Annotated in this window: 14 protein-coding genes and 2 pseudogenes; 12 read left to right on the top strand and 4 right to left on the bottom strand. The window is 70.2% G+C overall.

The window, feature by feature from the left end; genetic code table 11:
- Window positions 1-110: 110 nt before the first annotated feature.
- From ACFWA9_RS27120 to ACFWA9_RS27105, 4 genes are all read left to right on the top strand, one after another.
- Entirely contained in the window at window positions 111-560 is a 450-nt protein-coding gene (locus ACFWA9_RS27120; protein WP_380390399.1) for an SRPBCC family protein, read from the top strand.
- Window positions 561-950: 390 nt separating this feature from the next.
- A complete protein-coding gene (locus ACFWA9_RS27115; RefSeq protein ID WP_380390397.1) occupies window positions 951-1,688 on the top strand; it encodes a hypothetical protein in 738 nt (245 codons plus the stop codon).
- A gap of 60 nt (window positions 1,689-1,748) precedes the next feature.
- Window positions 1,749-2,093, top strand: coding sequence for a hypothetical protein (locus ACFWA9_RS27110; RefSeq protein ID WP_380390395.1), 345 nt, complete (start codon window positions 1,749-1,751; stop codon window positions 2,091-2,093).
- A gap of 51 nt (window positions 2,094-2,144) precedes the next feature.
- Window positions 2,145-2,543, top strand: coding sequence for a hypothetical protein (locus tag ACFWA9_RS27105; RefSeq protein ID WP_380390393.1), 399 nt, complete (start codon window positions 2,145-2,147; stop codon window positions 2,541-2,543).
- Between the two features lie 81 nt (window positions 2,544-2,624).
- Here ACFWA9_RS27105 and ACFWA9_RS27100 read toward each other — a convergent pair.
- Together ACFWA9_RS27100 and ACFWA9_RS27095 are read right to left on the bottom strand one after the other, a co-directional pair.
- Window positions 2,625-2,705 (bottom strand): annotated as a pseudogene (locus ACFWA9_RS27100) (ATP-binding protein); the annotation flags it as partial.
- 36 nt (window positions 2,706-2,741) lie between these two features.
- Window positions 2,742-3,317, bottom strand: coding sequence for a CGNR zinc finger domain-containing protein (locus ACFWA9_RS27095; protein ID WP_380390391.1), 576 nt, complete (start codon window positions 3,315-3,317; stop codon window positions 2,742-2,744).
- 105 nt (window positions 3,318-3,422) lie between these two features.
- On the opposite strand from ACFWA9_RS27095, the gene ACFWA9_RS27090 reads away from it, so the two are divergent.
- From ACFWA9_RS27090 to ACFWA9_RS27055, 8 genes are all read left to right on the top strand, one after another.
- Window positions 3,423-4,292, top strand: a complete 870-nt coding sequence (locus ACFWA9_RS27090; protein ID WP_380390389.1) for an SDR family NAD(P)-dependent oxidoreductase — start codon at window positions 3,423-3,425, stop codon at window positions 4,290-4,292.
- Window positions 4,293-5,364: 1,072 nt separating this feature from the next.
- Window positions 5,365-8,292, top strand: a complete 2,928-nt coding sequence (locus ACFWA9_RS27085) for a hypothetical protein (RefSeq protein ID WP_380390387.1) — start codon at window positions 5,365-5,367, stop codon at window positions 8,290-8,292.
- 962 nt (window positions 8,293-9,254) lie between these two features.
- Window positions 9,255-9,725: a ricin-type beta-trefoil lectin domain protein gene (locus ACFWA9_RS27080; protein ID WP_380390385.1), complete on the top strand. Its 471-nt coding sequence runs from the start codon at window positions 9,255-9,257 to the stop codon at window positions 9,723-9,725.
- Window positions 9,726-10,043: 318 nt separating this feature from the next.
- Window positions 10,044-10,730 (top strand): hypothetical protein, encoded by a 687-nt coding sequence (locus ACFWA9_RS27075; protein WP_380390383.1) that lies wholly within the window; start codon window positions 10,044-10,046, stop codon window positions 10,728-10,730.
- A complete protein-coding gene (locus ACFWA9_RS27070) occupies window positions 10,664-11,359 on the top strand; it encodes a molybdopterin-dependent oxidoreductase (protein WP_380390411.1) in 696 nt (231 codons plus the stop codon). The genes ACFWA9_RS27075 and ACFWA9_RS27070 overlap by 67 nt, the downstream gene beginning before the upstream one ends.
- Window positions 11,299-11,787, top strand: coding sequence for a molybdopterin dinucleotide binding domain-containing protein (locus ACFWA9_RS27065; protein WP_380390381.1), 489 nt, complete (start codon window positions 11,299-11,301; stop codon window positions 11,785-11,787). Before ACFWA9_RS27070 ends, ACFWA9_RS27065 begins: the two co-directional genes overlap by 61 nt.
- A gap of 136 nt (window positions 11,788-11,923) precedes the next feature.
- Window positions 11,924-12,472 carry an EF-hand domain-containing protein gene (locus ACFWA9_RS27060; RefSeq protein WP_380390379.1) on the top strand — a complete coding sequence of 183 codons (549 nt, stop codon included), beginning with the start codon at window positions 11,924-11,926 and terminating at the stop codon, window positions 12,470-12,472.
- A 359-nt stretch (window positions 12,473-12,831) separates the two neighbouring features.
- Entirely contained in the window at window positions 12,832-13,404 is a 573-nt protein-coding gene (locus tag ACFWA9_RS27055) for a hypothetical protein (protein WP_380390377.1), read from the top strand.
- Here ACFWA9_RS27055 and ACFWA9_RS27050 read toward each other — a convergent pair.
- Together ACFWA9_RS27050 and ACFWA9_RS27045 are read right to left on the bottom strand one after the other, a co-directional pair.
- Window positions 13,377-16,529 carry a discoidin domain-containing protein gene (locus tag ACFWA9_RS27050; protein WP_380390376.1) on the bottom strand — a complete coding sequence of 1,051 codons (3,153 nt, stop codon included), beginning with the start codon at window positions 16,527-16,529 and terminating at the stop codon, window positions 13,377-13,379. The genes ACFWA9_RS27055 and ACFWA9_RS27050 overlap by 28 nt on opposite strands.
- A 310-nt stretch (window positions 16,530-16,839) precedes the next feature.
- Window positions 16,840-17,130: pseudogene (locus ACFWA9_RS27045) on the bottom strand (ATP-binding protein); the annotation flags it as partial.
- Window positions 17,131-17,590: the final 460 nt, after the last annotated feature.

Below are 17,590 nucleotides of genomic sequence, written 5' to 3'. Positions count from 1 at the left end.
GCCGGTTCGCCCGGGATGGGACGGAATCGGTAGGGGCCAGGCATACCGGCCGACGGTCGGGGCAGGCGCTTGCCCGACCGTGAAAGCGATGCGAAGGCGAGTGAGCAGCGATGAGCAAGGTGCAGGAGCAGATCGACGTCGACGTCCCGGTCAGCACGGCGTACAACCAGTGGACGCAGTTCGAGCAGTTCCCGATGTTCATGGAGGGTGTCGAGGAGATCACCCAGCTCGACGAGCGGCACAACCACTGGAAGACGAAGATCGCCGGTGTGTCCCGGGAGTTCGACACCGAGATCGTCGACCAGGTGCCGGACGACCATGTGGCGTGGCGTACCACCAGTGGTGACGTGCGGCAGACGGGGATGGTGCGGTTCGAGCCGATCGACGCGACCCATACCCGGGTGGTGATGGAGATGGACTTCCAGCCCGGCGGTGTGGCCGAGAAGGCCGCCGACATGACCGGCATGCTCGACCGGCAGGTCAAGGGCGACCTCAAGCGGTTCAAGCACTTCATCGAGAAGCGCGGCACCGCCTCCGGCGGCTACCGCGACACCCTCTGACCTCGACCACGCCTTCAGCCGCCCCCGCCACGTCCACGGATGTGGCGGGGGCGAGGTCATGCGCGAGCGGGACCGAACCCGGCCGACGTCGGGTCGCCGGTGAGTACTGCGCCACGCGCTGCGCCGGAGCTGACGGGCCGCAGGCGGGGGCACCTCACCCCGGCGCCTTGGCGGCCCGGTCCGCGAGAGGGTCTGGCTCAGCCGAAGGAAGCTACCCGAGTGCCCCTGCACGAGATCCGCCGATGCTCCGCCATTCACCTGGCCGGCGTCCACCTCGGCGCTCCTCCGGGATGTACCGGTCTGCTGTGCCTTACCGGCCCCCCGGGAGCGTGAACCCCGTACGGCGGGGAACCCGCTGGTGACAGCCACGCCGCACACGGGAGACGCTCCATGGACTCAGGCAGGAAGACGCCCGCCAACCGGGCGAAGGCGCTGCAGCGCTTCCCGCGCCACGACCGCCGCGGCGAGGCCCGGCTGCCCGCGGTGCTCGCCACCCTGGCGGCCGTGCTGCTCTACCTCGTCCTGCCGGAGCAGCTGCTGTTCGTCCCGCGCTTCGTCCTGCCGGGCCTGGAACTGCTGCTCTTGATACCGCTGATCGCGGTCAACCCGCGCCGGATGACCCGGCAGAACCGCCTCTCCCGGATCGTGTCGCTGACCCTGGTCGCCCTCATCGGCATCAGCAACCTGATCTCGCTCGGCCTGCTGGTGCACGCCATGGTCACCGACAAGGCCCAGGAGGGCGGCCCCCTGCTGCTCGCCGCGCTCCAGGTGTGGGCCACCGGCATCATCGTCTTCGGCCTGGCGTTCTGGGAACTCGACCGCGGCGGCCCGGTGGCGCGCACCCAGGCCGAGCGCTCCGAACTGCCGCTGGCGGACTTCCGGTTCTCCCAGGACGAGAACGACGACGCCGTCGAGGAGGTCGCCGACGGCTCGTCCCGCACCAGCGACTGGGTCCCCACCCTGATGGACTACCTGTACGTCTCGGTCACCAACTCCACCGCCTTCAGCCCCACCGACACCATGCCGCTGTCCCCCCGGGCCAAGGCGCTGATGGCCATCGAGAGTGTCGCCGCACTCATGACCTCGCTGCTCGTCATCGCCCACGCGGTCGGCGTCCTCGACAAGTAGGACGGCACGGCACACCGGTCGAGGCCGCCGCAGGGCGGGGCCGGCTTCCTCGGTGGCGATGTGGGCGCGCAGCAGCTCGATGTCGACCAGGTCTCCCTGGACCCGGCCTCCTGGACGGTGCTGCAGCGGTGCCTGGACCACCGCGACAGCTGGCCAACCGACAACCCCCACGTCATGGGCACCAAGGGAACGAAAGCCGGACGGGGAGCAGCCTCAACTGCCTATCCTTTCCACGTCCTTGACGACTGCGGCTTCCCGCCCCGGATGGTCCGCAGCACCCGCCTGGTTGACCTGGTGAACACCCTCGATCCCAAACTCGTCGCTGCCGCGTTCGGCATGGACCCCCAGGCCACGCTGATCTATCTCGCCGACCACATCGATGCCACCCGTCTGCCGGAGCCGTGACCGGTTTGAAATCGCTGGTCAGGACGGATATCGGGCTGCAGAATCAGCAGCATGCCACGCTTCTTGTGTGACCGTTGCCGATGCCCGCTCACCACATCGGTCACCAAGATCAAAGTTCCGTCGCCGGTCCCGCCCTCAGAGACTCCCGACATCCGGACACGGCCGCCCCGGATGCCGCGCGGCACCTATGCCCCGAACTTCCGGCTGAGGGAGTTCACCATCGACATCCCCGGCTTCGTGGTTCATCCCGACGACGTCGTCGGCACCGAATTGCACTCTGGTTGGGACCGATTGAGCGCCTGCTGCCAGGGACCCAGCGGCACCAACGGACCCAATGTGGTCTGCGGGAACTGCGGAGCGGAAGTGGCCACCAAGCAGGCAGACTGCTTCACCCAAGACCAGGTGGTGCTCGAACCCACCGCAGTCTGCCTCTCCTATGCAGACGACTGATCACGCGACGAGATCCCAAGCCGAACCCGTCGACATTCGGCGGCACCTCGCACAAGTTCGCCGGAACATGTGCGCTTTGGTGAAGGGCTTGTTCGAGGTGACGATCACGCTGGCACGCTCGTACCTGTCCGATGAGAGTTGGAAGAACAGGTTCGCGGCCTCGGCCTTGCCTGTTCTGTCGAGTTCAGTGGGGGAAGGTCACTCTTCCTGCGCCTTGCGGGTGCGGTAGGTACGCATGGCGACCTGCGCCCCGCAGCGGTTCGGGCTGCAGTACGCCGCCGAGGAGTTGCGCGAGCGGTCGTAGAACCCGAGGTGGCACGGGGGGTTCCGGCAAGCCTTGAGCCTCATCCAGGCGCCTCGCAGAGCGACGTCGGACGCCGCGGCAAGCACATGTGCGAGTGCGCCCGGGACGCCGTCCCCGGTGGGCAGGAGCTGGACGCCGGAAGCGGTGACGACGGGCGCCAGGGGATACAGCCGTGCACTGCGGCGCAGGTACTCCTCGGCTCTCGCCCGGCCCTCGTCGTCGTCCTCGCCCGCGTGCGCGAGAAGGACGAGGACCAGGGCATCCCTCAGTTCCCGGGCGGCTGCGGCGTCGGCATCGGTGACCAGCGCGCCGGGGCCGGTCAGGCCCTCCAGTCGCAGCCACTGCGCGAAGGCCGCCCCGTCCCCGAGCTGCTCCCGACTGCCGTCGATCGCCCGCGTGTTGACAAAGGCGAGGACAGTCTCAGCAGCCGCCGAGGGACTGAGAATCGTCCGGGTCGTATCCATGGGCATACGGCAACGATACCCGAGACCTGAGAGGCGCCACTCATCAGGCACATAGACACCAGGGCACATTGAGGCTTGTGCGTTAGGTGCTAACTCCATATGGTCATAACCATGACGAAGAACGAGCAGACCTCGGACACCACCCGCACCTGGTTCATCACCGGCTCCTCCCAGGGCCTCGGCCGCGCACTCGCACTCACCGCCCTCGACCGTGGCGACCGCGTCGCGCTCACCGCCCGCCGCACGGAATCGATCAGCGACCTCGTCGGGCGGTACCCCGGACAGGCCATCGCCCTCCAACTCGACGTCCGGGACGAGGAAGCGGCCCACCGCGCCGTCGAGCAGACCGTTTCCGCGTTCGGACGAATCGACGTGGTCGCCAACAATGCGGGCTACGGACTGTTCGGCGCCGTCGAGGAGGCGACCGACGCGCAGGCCAGGGCCATCTTCGACACCAACGTGTTCGGGCCGCTCAACGTGCTGCGCGCGACACTGCCGGTGCTGCGCAGGCAGCGCTCGGGCCACATCCTCCAGGGCTCCTCGCTCTACGGACAGTCGGCGCACCCGGGTGTCGGACTGCTCGCAGCCGGCAAGTACGCGCTCGAAGGACTCTCCGACGCCCTGGCGGCCGAGCTCGCGCCCCTGAACATCAAGGTCACCATGATCCAGCCCGGATATCTGGGGACCGGCTTCCTGTCCCACCTGGTCTTCGCCGAACCCACCGCCGACTACGACGGGACCGTGCGCGCCGTCCAGAGCTCGCTCGGCGAACTGCCGCCCGAGGCGTTCGCCGATCCCGCCCGGGTCGCCGCGGCCGTCATGGCCGCCGTCGACGCCAAGCAGCCTCCTCTGCGCCTCGCCCTCGGGCGCGCGGCCGAGGACGGCCTCCGCGAGGCTCTCACCGCACGCCTGCGCGAACTGGACGCCTGGGCCGACGTCAGCCGTAGCGCCGACGGGGCAGCGTACGACCGTCAGCCGTAGCGCCGACGGGGCAGCGTACGACCGTCAGCCGTAGCGCCGACGGGGCAGCGCACGACCGTCAGCCGTAGCACCGACGGGGTGCCGTGCGAGCGTCAGCTGTCGTGCGGACGGTGCGAGCGCCAAGCCCTCGGGCCGCAAGGCAGGCGCGCCAGGGGCGGCAGACGGCCGATCGCGGATGCTCTCCTGATCTGCGGACTTGGAACGGCAGGAAGAACCACCTTCCCAGGTCAGAGAGCATCCGCACCTTCGTGTCCAGGCCCTGGACCGCCTGTTGACCGATGGATCCGGGATCAGTTCCGGCTCAACGACCGGAGCCGGCGGCACTTCGAAACGGCACTGGCAGACCGGATCGATGGGGGCGGCGAGCAGCACCTGTTCGCACCGGACCAGATCGGTTGAGACGGGACACGCCCGATCTGGAACATTCCGCTGTGACTCCATCCGTGGAATGCGGGATCGGTGCCCGGCTGCCCACCCCAGTTCCCGGGATGCGGTGCTCTACGGCGTGCTGGAGGACCTGCCCAGGGCCGTCGACCAACTGCGCCGGTCCTTCATGCCGACCCGCAAGTCCCCCACCGCAGCCCGGCTGACGCTCCCTCAGGCGGGGGTGTCTCCCCGGAGGTCGACGTGCGGGCGCGCTGGATGTCGGCCGTGAGGGGTGCCTGTGAAGCACGGTCCGCCGGGCTGCACCGGATGCCGCTGCACGCCGTGCAGTGCTGCGCGGTCACGCCCGCCGCTTTGCGCAGCGTCCGACGGATTTCTGGAGCGGGTGCTGCGGCAGGGCTGCTGGGGCGGGTGCGGGTTCCGGCCAAGTTCGGGAAATTGTGCGGCTGTTGTGATCGGGCTGTGTAGTTTCGAGCGGTCCGGAAGGCGGCGTTCGCCGATGGGCTGGCCGCGCCAGGTCCTGGTGAGCGTGTCGGCCTCTCTCCTCTTCCTCGCAGACGGGATCGTGATGACCACCCCGAGTACCGGAACACCTGCCACCACACCAGCGACAGCCCCGGCGAGCGGGACAACGCCCGCGAGTGCGACTCCGACGAGCACGTCGCCCGCGTTCGAAGTGGACAAGGCGATGCTCGACGGCCCGACGCCGAAGGACCTGCTTCCGACCACGGGCAACTACCCGGTGGAGATCGTCCGGTACCGCTCGGTGGTGCTCACCGACATCCCCGGGGCGAAGCCGGCACGGAAGCTGACCGGGGCCATCGACCTCGGGGAGGAGAACCTGCCGTTCTACGACCGGCCGGCCGAGGGCATGATCGTCACGACCGAGCAGAGCTGGTCGGCCCAGGGGGTCACGCTCGGCCGGCTGCTGCACAGCCTGGCGCTCGCGCCCGGCGAGAGCACCAAGGTCGCGGTCGTCGACTGGCAGCGCACCACCAAGGCCTCCGGCACCGAGACGACCGCAGAGGCCGACGCGCTGTCCGCCACCACCGACCAGAACCGGTCGATCAGCGAGGTCGCGAACGCGATCGCCCGCGAGGAGCAGTACGGCAACTCCCAGATGTCCCAGTCGAGCAAATCCTCCAGCTCCGGCGGCAGCATCGGCGTCGCGTTCTTCGGCATGGGCGGCGGTGGCAACTGGGGCGAGTCGTCCAACAGCGGCTTCGCGACCGCGGTGTCCCGCTCGACCGGGGTGAAGTCGGTCGCGGTCGAGGCCTCGCAGCGCATCAGCGAGCGGACCCAGCAGCTGGCGACCGCGGCCCGCAGCCGCAACATGACCGTCGTGCGCGAGACGACGCAGGCGGAGAAGGACCAGGTCCTCACCCGGGTCGTCACCAACTACAACCACATGCACGCGATGTCGGTGCAGTACTACGAGGTCGTCCAGATCTACAACGTGACGACCAAGCCGACCAAGCTGGAACGCTGCCTGTTCATCCCGCTGCAGGAGCTCACCTTCAACTACACCAGCCTGCAACGCTACAAGGAGGTGCTCGCGTCGGTGGCGCCGGCCGACTGGGCGGCGAAGATCCGGGCCGCGAACCCGTTCGACACCACCGTGCGCAAGCTCGACGCCTGCACCGCACCGGAGGCGCCGTCGGTCGCCCAGGTTTTCGACGGCGTGGACCTGGCCGACATCGCCGCCTCGGCCATGGGCGTGTACGGGGTGCGCAAGTACGACGGCAGCCCGGTCCGCTTCGATCCGGTGGCCCGGCAGTGGAACCCGCTGCCCACCACCGGGCTGGACGGGGAACTGGTCCGCATCGCCCCGGGAAAGGACACGGTGTGGGGGCTGCGGACGGACAACAGGCTCGTGTACTTCGACGGGAGGACCTGGCGGCTCGACCCGCAGGGCTGGGCGGGGCGGAGCCTCGCATGCGGACCGGACGGCACGCTCTACCTCATCGGCATGGGCGCTGGTTCGATCCACCACCGCTCCCCGAGCGGCGCATCCCAGGACATGAACATCCTGGCCGACGACGTCGCCGTCGTCGGCAGGGACAAGCTCTGGTACTGCAAGGAAGGACGGACCTGGGAGCGCAACGGCACCACCTGGTTGGAGCGGACCCCCGCACCGAACGTGAAGCGCCTGTCCGCCGGCCTGGACGGCGTCCTGTGGGGCATCACGGCCGACGGCAAGGCCCTGGTGGTGGAGCCCGGTGCGACCACCTGGAGCGCCCCCAAGTACTTCAACGGGGCCACCGGACTGGTGGACGTCGTCTCGTCCACCGGCGGGGACTACTGGGCGCTGACGAACGCCGGGCTCCTGCGGCTGCTCACCGCGCCACGGGAGACACCGATCCCCTTCGACGCCGCGCCGAAGACCGACTCCCCCTACGCCTCCAAGATCGACGTCTGGTACGACGAGTTCGGGATCCGCAGCCTCCAGGTGGTCTTCCCCGGCCACACCTTCCGCTGCGGCGACACCGGCGGCTCCGGCATACAGCACCACGCGACCCACACCTTCGCCGGCGCCGACAAACTCCTCTCCCTCGACGCCTGGTCCGGCACCGCCGCCCGCGGCAGCCTCGCCGGGCTGCGCCTGACGATGACGTCGGGCGTGGTCAACTTCGGGATCGCGGAAAGCACCGCCGCCGCGCCGGACCTGACCGAGGACGCCGGCGGCGCCGCCATCTGCGGACTGTTCGGCTCGACCGTGAAGTCCGGCACCCGCACCTACCTGGCATCGCTCGGCTTCCACGTGCGCGGCGGGAACGTGTCGCAGGCCGTCCTGGACCACCTGAACGACAACCGCCGCCACTACAGCCAGGCCGTGTGGGCCAACGCGGACGAGCTGACGCTCAGCCGCATCCTCGCCAACTACTCGTACACGCCTGCCGGCTCGACCGCCCCGCCGGTCCTGCTCGGCACGCTGCTGGACCCGAAGCCGATCGCCGCCACCGGCAACTACCTCGGCTTCCGGTGGAACTTCGGCAGCGAACAGGAGCGCCAGGAGTGGACCAAAGCCCGACAGCCGGGCGACGCCACCTTCGGCACGCCGGTGACCAACACGATCGCCATCGCCACCAAGGGCGTCTTCGCCGAGGCCGTGCTCGGCCGGGCCAACTCGGCCGAGAAGATCGACCTCACCCGTTTCTGGAACTGGAAGGACTCGCCCCTCCAGATCACGCCGGCCGACATCGCACCGGTCGCCACCGGCACCCGCGCCCAGAACCTCGACACCACGGTGGCCGCCCTGGCCGCCACCCAGGCGAGGTTCACACCCCTGGCCGCCATGCCCGACCCGAGCGCCCTGCAGGCGGCGCAGGCCATCACCACCGCGAACCTGTTCCGCGACATGAGCGGCCTCAACACCATGGGCCAGGTCCTCACCAAGGGCATCGAGAGCGCGGCCAGCAACGACAAGGACGCCGGCGCACGCGCCCAGGAAGCCCTGAAGACCGCCACCGAACACCTGCAGAAGATGGCCCAGATCGCCGTCGACGCCGCCGGCAAGGCAGCGCCTCTCGTAACCGGCGGCGCCGGCGGCGCCGGCAACCTGAGCGCCCTCGGCGGCATGCTCAACCAAGGCGGCAAGCCCGAGGCCAAAGCCTGATCACCTCACCACGCGGGCCCGGGCCGCCACCCGGGCCCGCCCCGTCCGACCAGCACACCCACCAAGCGGGCCCGCCGGCGCTCACGGTGGTGAGGTGCGGGGAGCACGCACGGTGCCCGGACAGCGCCCGGCTCGTCCGGACCCAGTACAACCGAACGACGACAGCCCGGCCGGCCCGGGAGCCTATTTCGCCCATCGTCGCGGGTGGCACCCTGGGGACATGAGACCTGGGGACATGAGACCTGGGGACGCGAGGATCACCTGCGTCGGCAGCGTGGCGGCCGGCAAGGAGACTTGCGTCGATGTCCTGCGACGTGCCTGACCGACCTCGGCCTGGACGCCGCGAAGTCCATCCGTCCGTCCTCCAGGAAGGTCGGGGGCCGTGCCCGCTCGGTCGGACGCTCCACCGGCGCTGTCGCGGCCCCTGCTGCGCTCCATCGCCGAGCTGGACCTGCTGCCCGTGCGGCGACACCTCCGGCCAGGAGGCGGCCGCCCTGTTCGCCGCTGTGAGCGCCCCGGCGGCGGGCGGCGGGAGCTGACCGACCCGGGGCCGGACTGTCGCCGGCTCGTGCCCGGGTTGGTTACCGGGCCGCGGCGAGCGAGCGGGCCACCGTCCTACGGGGCAAGCGGCGGCAGCGGCTGGGCCGGCAGTGAGGGGAGTGAGGGCGTCATGGCAGGTGAACCGCTCCCGGAGGCGGCGGTCACGCCGGGCCGGGCGGGTTGGCCGCAGGACGGCCGGTGTCGTGAACGGGTTGTTTCCGCCGGCCGTCCGGGTTCAGCCGATCGCTGTGGGGCTTCCCGGCTCGGCCGGTCGGCCACCCGTTCGGATGAACACGGGTCTGCAGAAACGGTTGTTCGTCGGCAAGTGACGTTGGCAATTGCCAAGATCTCCAACTGTCCGGAAAGCACCCCACTGTCGTACGCGAAGCCGCACGGCAAACAGCGAGAACGGGAACCCACCCATGGCAGTCGCACTCCGCAGGACGCTCGCCCTCGCCACGCTGACCCTGGCCGTCTCTCTCCTGCCCGCCGGCGGGGCAGGCGCCGCCGACCCGACACCGCGCACCCCCAGCCTCTACTGCCTCGCCAACACCTGGAGCACTCCGAGCACCTCCACGAAGCCCTGCAACTCGAACGACCAGGGCCAGCACTGGACTCTCGCGGGGCAGAAGATCTCCCTCGCCAACGCCCCCGCCTACTGCCTCGCCAACACCTGGAACGCGCAGGACGTCTCGGTGAAGCCGTGCGAATCCAAGGACCAGGGCCAGTACTGGACCGTGACCGGTCAGAGGATCTCCCTCACCTTCGCCCCCGCCTACTGCCTCGCCAACACCTGGAACACCCCCAACATCTCCACCAAGCCCTGCGACAGCAACGACCGCGGACAGAACTGGGTCGTCTTCGGCGACCAGATCAGCCTCGCCCTCGCCTGACGCCCCACCACCGCGCCCGGACACTGTGATCTCCGGGCCGCAGGCCGCCCTTGACGGGCGGGATCGCGTAGGTGACATCGGCTCAGCGGGCCGCCGCGCTGCGGCGGCCCGCTCGTGCAGGACCGAGTTCAGCGACCGCGCGCCGCACGCTCCGTCCGAAACCCCGGCGTGGGCCCTTCTCGGCGATCCCACCGGAACCGCGGGCTGCGGCTGCTCTCACCGCGCTCGTGCGCAGGGCGCGAGGGCCACTACCATCGCTGGCCGGTCGCGGACGGCGCGCCCAGCCCCCGGCCGCCCGCCGTCTACCCCCGGCCCGGCATGCTGCGCATCGCCCGCTGCGCGCGGGCCCCTGCTGTCCGGCCGTTTCACCCTGAGGGGAAAGGGTGGTGGTCGTGGGGCTGGCATCCGGGCATGAGTTTCTGCCCGGGGCAAAAGGTGGCGGTCCAGCCAATGCTGTTCGGCGGGCCGGTGTGCGCGGTGTGCGCGGTGTGCGCGGCGGAGCTGGCGTGGGCGGGCAAGGGCCGCCGGCCGAAGTACTGCTCCAAGGTGTGCTCGTCGAAGGCGGACCGCGCCCGGGAGAAGGAGAAGCGGAGCAAGGCTCTCGCCGTCGCCGCCGAAGCGCGCCGGGGTGAAACGGGGCTGCCCGACGGCCTGGCCGATGACCCGGTGGCCGCCGAGCTCCTCGCCCTCGGCGACCGGCTGGCGCGCGCCGACCGCCTGCTGCTCCTCCAGCTCGACCGGGCGGCCCGGGACAACGACCCGGCCCTTGCCCGCCAAGCCCTCACCGGCGTCCTCCACTGCGCCCGCGCCGCCACGAAGCGGTCGGAAGGCCCTGCTCTCCGGGGTGAGGTCGAGCAGGACGCGTCAGGACCGCGGCGGTCACCTCGCCGTCGAGCCTCCCCCGGGACTCGACGGCGAGGAGGCGTCGGCCCGACACCCTGCTGCATCCGGGCAGGACCATCGACTACGACGGCCGGCGCCTCACCCTGCCCGAGCTTCGCCTGATCTACTGGTGCGGAGGCAACCCGTTCCACCACCACCAGGATCTCCACCGGCTTGCGCGCGCCTGGCAGATTCCTGACACGGTGGTGGTGCACGAAGCCTGGTGGAACACCACGGCCAAGTTCGCCGACATCGTCCTTCCCGTCGCCACCAGCCTCGAGCGCGACGACTTCGCTGCCGGGTTCTCCGACCCTCACCTCGTCGCGATGCCGAAGGTCCGCGAGCCGGAGGGTGAGTCGCGCACCGACCACCACATCTTCACCGCCCTGGCCTCCCGGCTCGGATACGAGCAGGAGTTCACGAAGTCGCGCTCCGAGATCGAATGGGTCCGGCACCTCTACGAGCAGACGAGGGCCAGCCTCGGCGATGACACCGCCTTGCCCAGCTTCGACGACTTTTGGCGACGCTCCACCGCTGCGCTGCCGGCGCTGAGCGGACCGTTCCCCGGCAGCTTCGAGGCGCTGCGCTCAGATCCGCAGCGGTTCCCCCTGACGACGCCCTCGGGTCGGATCGAGATCTTCTCCGAGGAGATCGACTCGTTCGGCTACGACGACTGCACCGGGCATCCGGCGTGGTTCGAACCGGTGGAGTGGCTCCGTGGCGGCCTGTCGGACCGATTCCCCTGCACCTGATCTCAAATCAGCCGGCCTCGCGTCTGCACAGCCAGTACGACAACGGCGGCCACAGCCTCAAGTCGAAGATCCTTGGTCGTGAGCCCGTGACGATCAATCCGCTGGATGCCGCGGGACGCGGCATCGAAAGCGGCATGATCGTGCGGGTCCACAACGATCGGGGCAGTTGCCTGGCGGGCGCAGTCCTGTCGGACGACGTCATGCCAGGCGTCGTCCAGCTGTCCACGGGAGCGTGGTGGGATCCGGTCCGGCCGGGCCTGAGCGGAACCCTGGACTGCCACGGCAATCCGAACTCCCTCACCGCGGATCGAGGCTGCTCGCGCCTGTCCCAGGGGCCGAGTGCGCACAGCGCGCTGGTCGACGTCGAGGTCTACGACGGCCCTCTTCCGGAGGTGCTCGCCTTCGTGCCGCCACACTTCGAACGTTGACACGAAGAACTCCCGACCCCGTCGGGCGTGTCTCGGGTTCGCCGTCGTCAAGCGCGCGCCACTGGCCGGCCCGCCGGGATACCCCACTCACCCGTTTGCGATTGGGTAACCGAATGAATACTGTGCGCAGTCATGAGTGGCACTTCGAGACCTCAAGTACGGCCAGTGGTTCAGGGGCGCCGACACCGACGGCGACGGGTTCATCACCCGGCAGGACGTCCGTGCGATGAGCGAGCGCTACATCGCCGCCCGGGGCACCGCGCCCGACTCCGCGACCGCCCGCCGGCTCACCGACGGGATGGACGAGTTCTGGACGAACGTGATCGCCCCGATGGACCAGGACGGTGACGGAAAGGTCGATCTGCGGGAGATGACCGAAGGCTTCAAGCGGGCCCTGACCGACCCTGCCCGGTTCCCGGAACAGATCGAGCCGGTCACCAACTGCTTCTTCGACCTCGTCGACCTCAACGGAAACGGCAAGATCGAGCAGGCGGAGTTCCAGCTGATGTTCAACTCGATCTCAGGCGTTCCCGGCGAGGACTGCGCCGAGGTCTTCGCCGCCTTGGACCGGGACGGCTCCGGCGCGCTGGACCGCACCGAGTTCCACCAGGCGGTCTCGGAGTTCTTCTACGGCGACGACCCGGACGCTCCTGCCAACCACCTGTTCGGCAGGGCCACCGCCTGACAGCCCCGGATACGGCCCCGGCCCCGATGGCCCACACCTGCCGGTGTGTGGGCCGTCGGCGTCGAGGCCACGGGCCAGGCAGTTTCTGGCGCCTCCTTCGGAGGTATGGTGCCGCTGACGCGGCCTCGGCCTTGGGGGCCAACGGCGCCCCGAGGCCGAACCTGGACCTCGGAACCACTGAGCAGGTCCAGAGCGGCCACCGATCGGGTGACGGAGCCGCGATCGGTGCCAGCACTACCGAGCACGAGGCGGGACTCCACCAGACCCTGGGACGAGGGGACGGGGCTGGGACGCCTCGGGGAGTCCGGAGGCCACACCGGGCGCCAGCGGCATGTAGCTCGGCGGACGGTGGGTGCGACGTGCGGGCCGGGATGGTACGCAGGCGGCGGGCGCCGCCTGCGTACCATCCCGTAGGGGCCGACGCCGACAGCACCACCGAGGATCTGGCGCGCATCTACCCCGAACTGACCGCCCGCTACGACCTGACGGCCGAGAACGGCTGGGAGATCCCGATCGGCGTCCTGCGCCAGCTCGCCGCCGGCCGGGTGGTGGAGGACCACGAGGACGACGAGCCTGACACCGTCCGCCTGATCACCGAAGCGGTCTTCTCCGCCGACCGGGCCTCTTGGCAGCACCACATCACCCCACACGAACTCGCCGCTGGGCATGGAGGCGCCAATGGCTCGCTGCGGCAATGCTCCCCCAAGGGCACCGACCTGGCCGCCCACGACCCAGAACACCTCGCTGCCGTCGCCGCCGAACTCAACGGCCGCCACGCGAAGCGCTCGGCTGGGAGACCCCAGCCGAGCGCCCGCACGAACTGCTCGCGGCCTGAACGACGAACCACGTGCGGCAACGACCCCTGGACACCGCCATGCCGTCGGGGCCCGAGAGCGGTCCTGGGTCAGCTGACGCCGAGTTCACCGAGCTGAAGGTAGTAGTCGCCGAACTGGTCGGCGCTCAGCCGGGTGCCGGTGACCTTCACGTACCGGGCCGTGGTCGGAGCGAAGGTGAGGACCTGCGGCGCCGCGCCGGGGCGCGGCGTGCCCGTCCGGGTGGCGACGGTCGACCAGGTGCTGCCGTCCGCCGAGACCTGGACGGTGTAGTCCACCGGGAAGCCCAGACCGGTGTTGGCACCGTCGGTGCGCGGGGTCAGGCTCACCCGGCTGATCAGGCTGGGGCCCTGGAGGTCCACGGTGACCCACTCGTTCGCGACGGCCCCGGCGGAGCGGGCGCTGCTCCAGCCCATCGAGTGGTCGAGGGTGGAGTTCGCGACGCCGTCGTTGACCGCGGTCGGCCGCCAGCTGTAGGGGCCCGCCGAACTCGACGCCTGGACCGGCCGGTTGACCGCCAGCTCGCCGCTCGCCGCCTCGATCTCGGCGAGCTGCATCCGGTAGTGGCCGTTCGGGTCGGTGCCGAGCCTGGTTCCTGTCACCCGGACGAAGCGCACGTCGGCGGGCTGGAACGGGAAGGTCTGGACGGAGGCGTCCGACGGCTTGGGGTAGTTCTTGCGGTCGGCGACGGTCGACCAGGTGGAGCCGTCTGCGGAGACCTGGACGGTGAAGTCCACCGGGAAGCCCTTGCCGGCGGCCGGACCGTCGGCGCGCGGGTGGAGGTCCACCCGGCTGATCCGCCTGGTCGAGCCGAGGTCCAGCTGGGCCCACTCGCTGTGGTCCGCGTTCACGTTGGCGTTGCTGCTCCAGCCGTTGGTGCCGGTGGCCAGGCCCCGGCGCCCGTCGGTCAGCGCGGCCGTGCTCCAGCCGTCGCCCTCGTACGTGCTGGATGTGGTGACGGCGGCGTTCTGCGCCGGGTCGGTGCACGGATCGAGCCGCACGTGCTCGAAGCGGGCGGACGCCCCGCCGGTGGCGAGGCCGAAGCCGCCGACCGGGTAGGCCTGGTCGGTCACGGTGAGCAGCTGGACGGCCCCGGCGTAGACCGTGATCGTGCCGCCCTGGGCGGACACCCGCAGGCTGACCGTCTGGCCCGGGGCGTAGCCCGGGACCGTGGCGGACGCCAGTGGGACGCCGCTGCGGTTGACGAACACCTCGCCGTTGTTGCGCAGCGCGACCAGGTACCCGGTCTGCGACTCGGTCGGGTTCTGGTTGCGGACCACCATGCCCGCCCAGTTGGTGTCGCCGCCGTCGGGCCTGACCCCGGTGATCCGGAGGTCGACGGAGGCGGAGACGTCCTGGTAGGCGCGGCCGGTCAGCCCCGCGACCACGTCCCAGCCGGAGTTGGCGTCACCCTGCACGTACCCGCCGTCCCCGGCCGCCGACCAGGAGCCGCGGGTGGTGCGCCAGGAGGCGTCCTTGTCCGGGCCGAAGTCGTCGTCGAACGGGAAGACCGCGTCCGGGGCGGGGGAGGCGAGCGCGTCGAGGATCTGCTTGTGCCGCTGGTCGGCCGCCGCGCCGGAGGTGGAGAACGTGGTGGTGCCGCTGATCAGAGAGCCGATGAGGGCGCGGGCCAGCACCGGCTTGGTGGCGGAGAGCTCGTGAAGCAGCTCGTAGTCCTGGATGCCGGCGAGCAGGGCCTCGCTGCGGGCGCTGTCGTAGACGCCGTAGGTGGCCTTGTCGGGACGGACGAGGTAGAAGTCGCCGTCCATCCTGCCGTTGAAGGTGTCGAGGGGGGCGTAGTTGTTGTACGGGTCGGTCCAGATGTTCCAGCCCCAGTGCAGGAAGCCGTTGCCGCCGGCGGACGCCACCATCCACGGCGTCAGCCGGGAGTCGGACAGCGGGTAGCTGATGTAGCGGTTGAGGTGCTTGTCGGTGGGGTTGTTGCAGTAGTAGAGCCAGAAGTCCTTCCCGGAGAGGCGGAGGTTCTGGTAGTACGCCATGTTCTCGTCGTACTGCGGCCCGCCGATGGAGGTCACCGTGCTGAGCGAGCCGTCGATGCCGGGGACCGGGCTCTGGCGGGACTCGTTGCTCAGGCCGGCCGGGAACACGCCCTTGTAGTGCTCGTAGAGCCACACCGCGTTCCGGGTCTGGGTGGTGTCGGCGGGGTTGGGCTCGTCGACGGCGCTCATGTAGAAGACGTCGCTCCAGCGCCGCCCCGGGGCGCAGGTCGGCCCCGCGTCCAGGCACTTGGTGTCGAGGTGGTCCTTCAGCGCCTTGAACACCGTGTCCAGGTACGTGCCGGCCTCCTCCGAACCGGCCGGCTTGAACACCTTCTGGACACCGCCCCGGCCGTTCGGGACGAGGGCCTCCAGGTCGCTGCTGCTCTCCAGCAGGGTGGGGGTGTAGATGTACTGCAGGGCGCCGGCGTCCTGGAAGGTCTGCAGGAAGCGGTCGAAGTTCTTCCAGCTGAAGGTCAGGTTGCCGTTGGCGTCCGACGTGGTGTCCGGGATGGACAGGGCCTGGAAGTCGGCGTAGACGACGTTGTTGCGGTGCTTGGCGTGGTCGGCGGCGAAGTTGGTGATGACCTTCCACCAGTCCTCGTCGAAGGCCTGGACCGGCGCGCCCGAGCCGTCGCTCTTGGTGTACTGCGCGGGGATCGAGGCCTCGGTCCAGTTGTAGTCCCAGCCGACCGAGGTGAACCAGTTGTTCATCCGGAACGTCGACCGGTTGGCCGGCGGAACCGCCGCGTCGTACACCGTCACCGAGACCGGGACGTCTACGGCGCCGGCCGAACTCTGCACGGTGGCCCGCCCGGTGTAGACCCCGGGGGCCTGCCCGGTCGGCACCGCGACGCTGTAGTAGTACGGCTGGGTGGTGTTGGCGGCGAGGCTGTACGGGGTGTTCTCGACCAGCGCGTCGTAGTAGCTCGACCCGCCGTCCGGGGGCTCCTGGTGGTCGTTGCCCGCCCAGTCGGTCTTCTTGTCGACGTTCGGGTGGTTGTACTCCCGGTTCACGGTGATCCGCGAGGCCGGGATGGTGGCCCCGCCCGGACCGGCCAGGTCGCCGGGGACCAGGTGGAGGCCGGTCAGCTGGGCGTCGGCGCGTACCGCGATCTGGGCGGCCTGGGTCTCGTTGCGGGCGGCGAACAGGTCGACCCGCGGGGTGGCGCGGCCGGGGGCGGCCGAGGACGAGAAGACGTGGTCGTAGCCGCTCTCCACCCACACGGACGGTGCCGTGGCCGCAGATGACGACCCTGGTGACAGGGGAACCAACAGGACGCCGAGCAGCGAAGGTATGAGGACCCGCGCAGTTAGTTTGCCCACCATGTCCCTTTCTGGATGTTATGTAATCGACATATCGTGAAACTTCGTTGAAGATTAGTCAGGATGCGGAGGACTGAGTAGACCGGGCCCGGAGCTGTTGGAGGACGGGTCCGGTATCGGCGACGGCGTTGTGGACCTGGACGGCGAAAACCCGCACATGTGCCTCGGGGGTGTCCCTCAGGGCGACGGTGAGCAGCCCGCGCCGGCTCACGGCCGGGTCGATGTTGGGGTTCGCGTCGGAGTCGAACTTGCGCAACGACTTGTCGCGGGGGCACGCCGGCGGCCTTGGTGCGGCGCTCGGAGCGGCGTCGGGCCCGGTCCTCGCACGCAGACCTCAGCAGCTCTGCCAGGAAGCCGAGGTAGGACACATCTGCTCGCGCGAGGCCGCCTCGGCGAGCTCGGGGAACTGCGCGCGGACGGCCGGCAGCCGCAGCAGCCGGCATGCCCGTCGACGAGGTGCTCTCGTCGCTGAGCGACAGGTGCTCTCCCTACTCACCGACAAAGCCACCTCGGCGAGCCCCTCCAGCGCCACCTCCAGATCACCGTGAAGTCCGGCAGCGCGGCGAGGCGCGCCCGGCGCTCGGCCTGTACGGCCGTCAGCGCACGTGCGCCTCGATCAGACGGGTGACCAGGCCGCCGACTGCGGCCACGAGCACTACCCACGGGATGAGATTGCGCGTCTTGTCGTTCACTTACGCCCTCCCAGAGAGCGGGTCACGTTATAGGACCCCCACGCCATCCGATCAGTCCGCGGCGCTGCCTCCGTTGTGCCCGCTTGCTGCCGGGCCGGCCTACGGGCAGTCCTCCGCAGGGCTCACCTGTCCTCCTGAGGCCGGACCGGAGACGCCGCGGGGGGGGGGGGCGCCGCGGGCGGGGGGGGGGGCCGCCGGGAGCGGATGAGCAGGCGGGGGGGCGGGCGGGGGGGGAGGATGCGGGGCGGGCGGGGGGGGGGGCCCCCGGGG

It is taken from the genome of Kitasatospora sp. NPDC059973 (assembly GCF_042737525.1).
Classification (GTDB): Bacteria; Actinomycetota; Actinomycetes; order Streptomycetales; family Streptomycetaceae; genus Kitasatospora.
Note: the sequence above shows the minus strand (reverse complement) of the source record. Positions and strands in the feature narration are given on the sequence as shown.

Excerpts from the sequence above, each read along its gene's own strand:
- ACFWA9_RS27075 (WP_380390383.1), top strand. The coding sequence starts at position 10,044 with ATGCTGCGCATCGCCCGCTGCGCGCGGGCCCCTGCTGTCCGGCCGTTT.
- ACFWA9_RS27085 (WP_380390387.1), top strand. The coding sequence starts at position 5,365 with ATGCTCGACGGCCCGACGCCGAAGGACCTGCTTCCGACCACGGGCAAC.
- ACFWA9_RS27120 (WP_380390399.1), top strand. The coding sequence starts at position 111 with ATGAGCAAGGTGCAGGAGCAGATCGACGTCGACGTCCCGGTCAGCACG.
- ACFWA9_RS27105 (WP_380390393.1), top strand. The coding sequence starts at position 2,145 with ATGCCACGCTTCTTGTGTGACCGTTGCCGATGCCCGCTCACCACATCG.
- ACFWA9_RS27090 (WP_380390389.1), top strand. The coding sequence starts at position 3,423 with ATGACGAAGAACGAGCAGACCTCGGACACCACCCGCACCTGGTTCATC.
- ACFWA9_RS27095 (WP_380390391.1), bottom strand. The coding sequence starts at position 3,317 with ATGCCCATGGATACGACCCGGACGATTCTCAGTCCCTCGGCGGCTGCT.
- ACFWA9_RS27115 (WP_380390397.1), top strand. The coding sequence starts at position 951 with ATGGACTCAGGCAGGAAGACGCCCGCCAACCGGGCGAAGGCGCTGCAG.
- ACFWA9_RS27080 (WP_380390385.1), top strand. The coding sequence starts at position 9,255 with ATGGCAGTCGCACTCCGCAGGACGCTCGCCCTCGCCACGCTGACCCTG.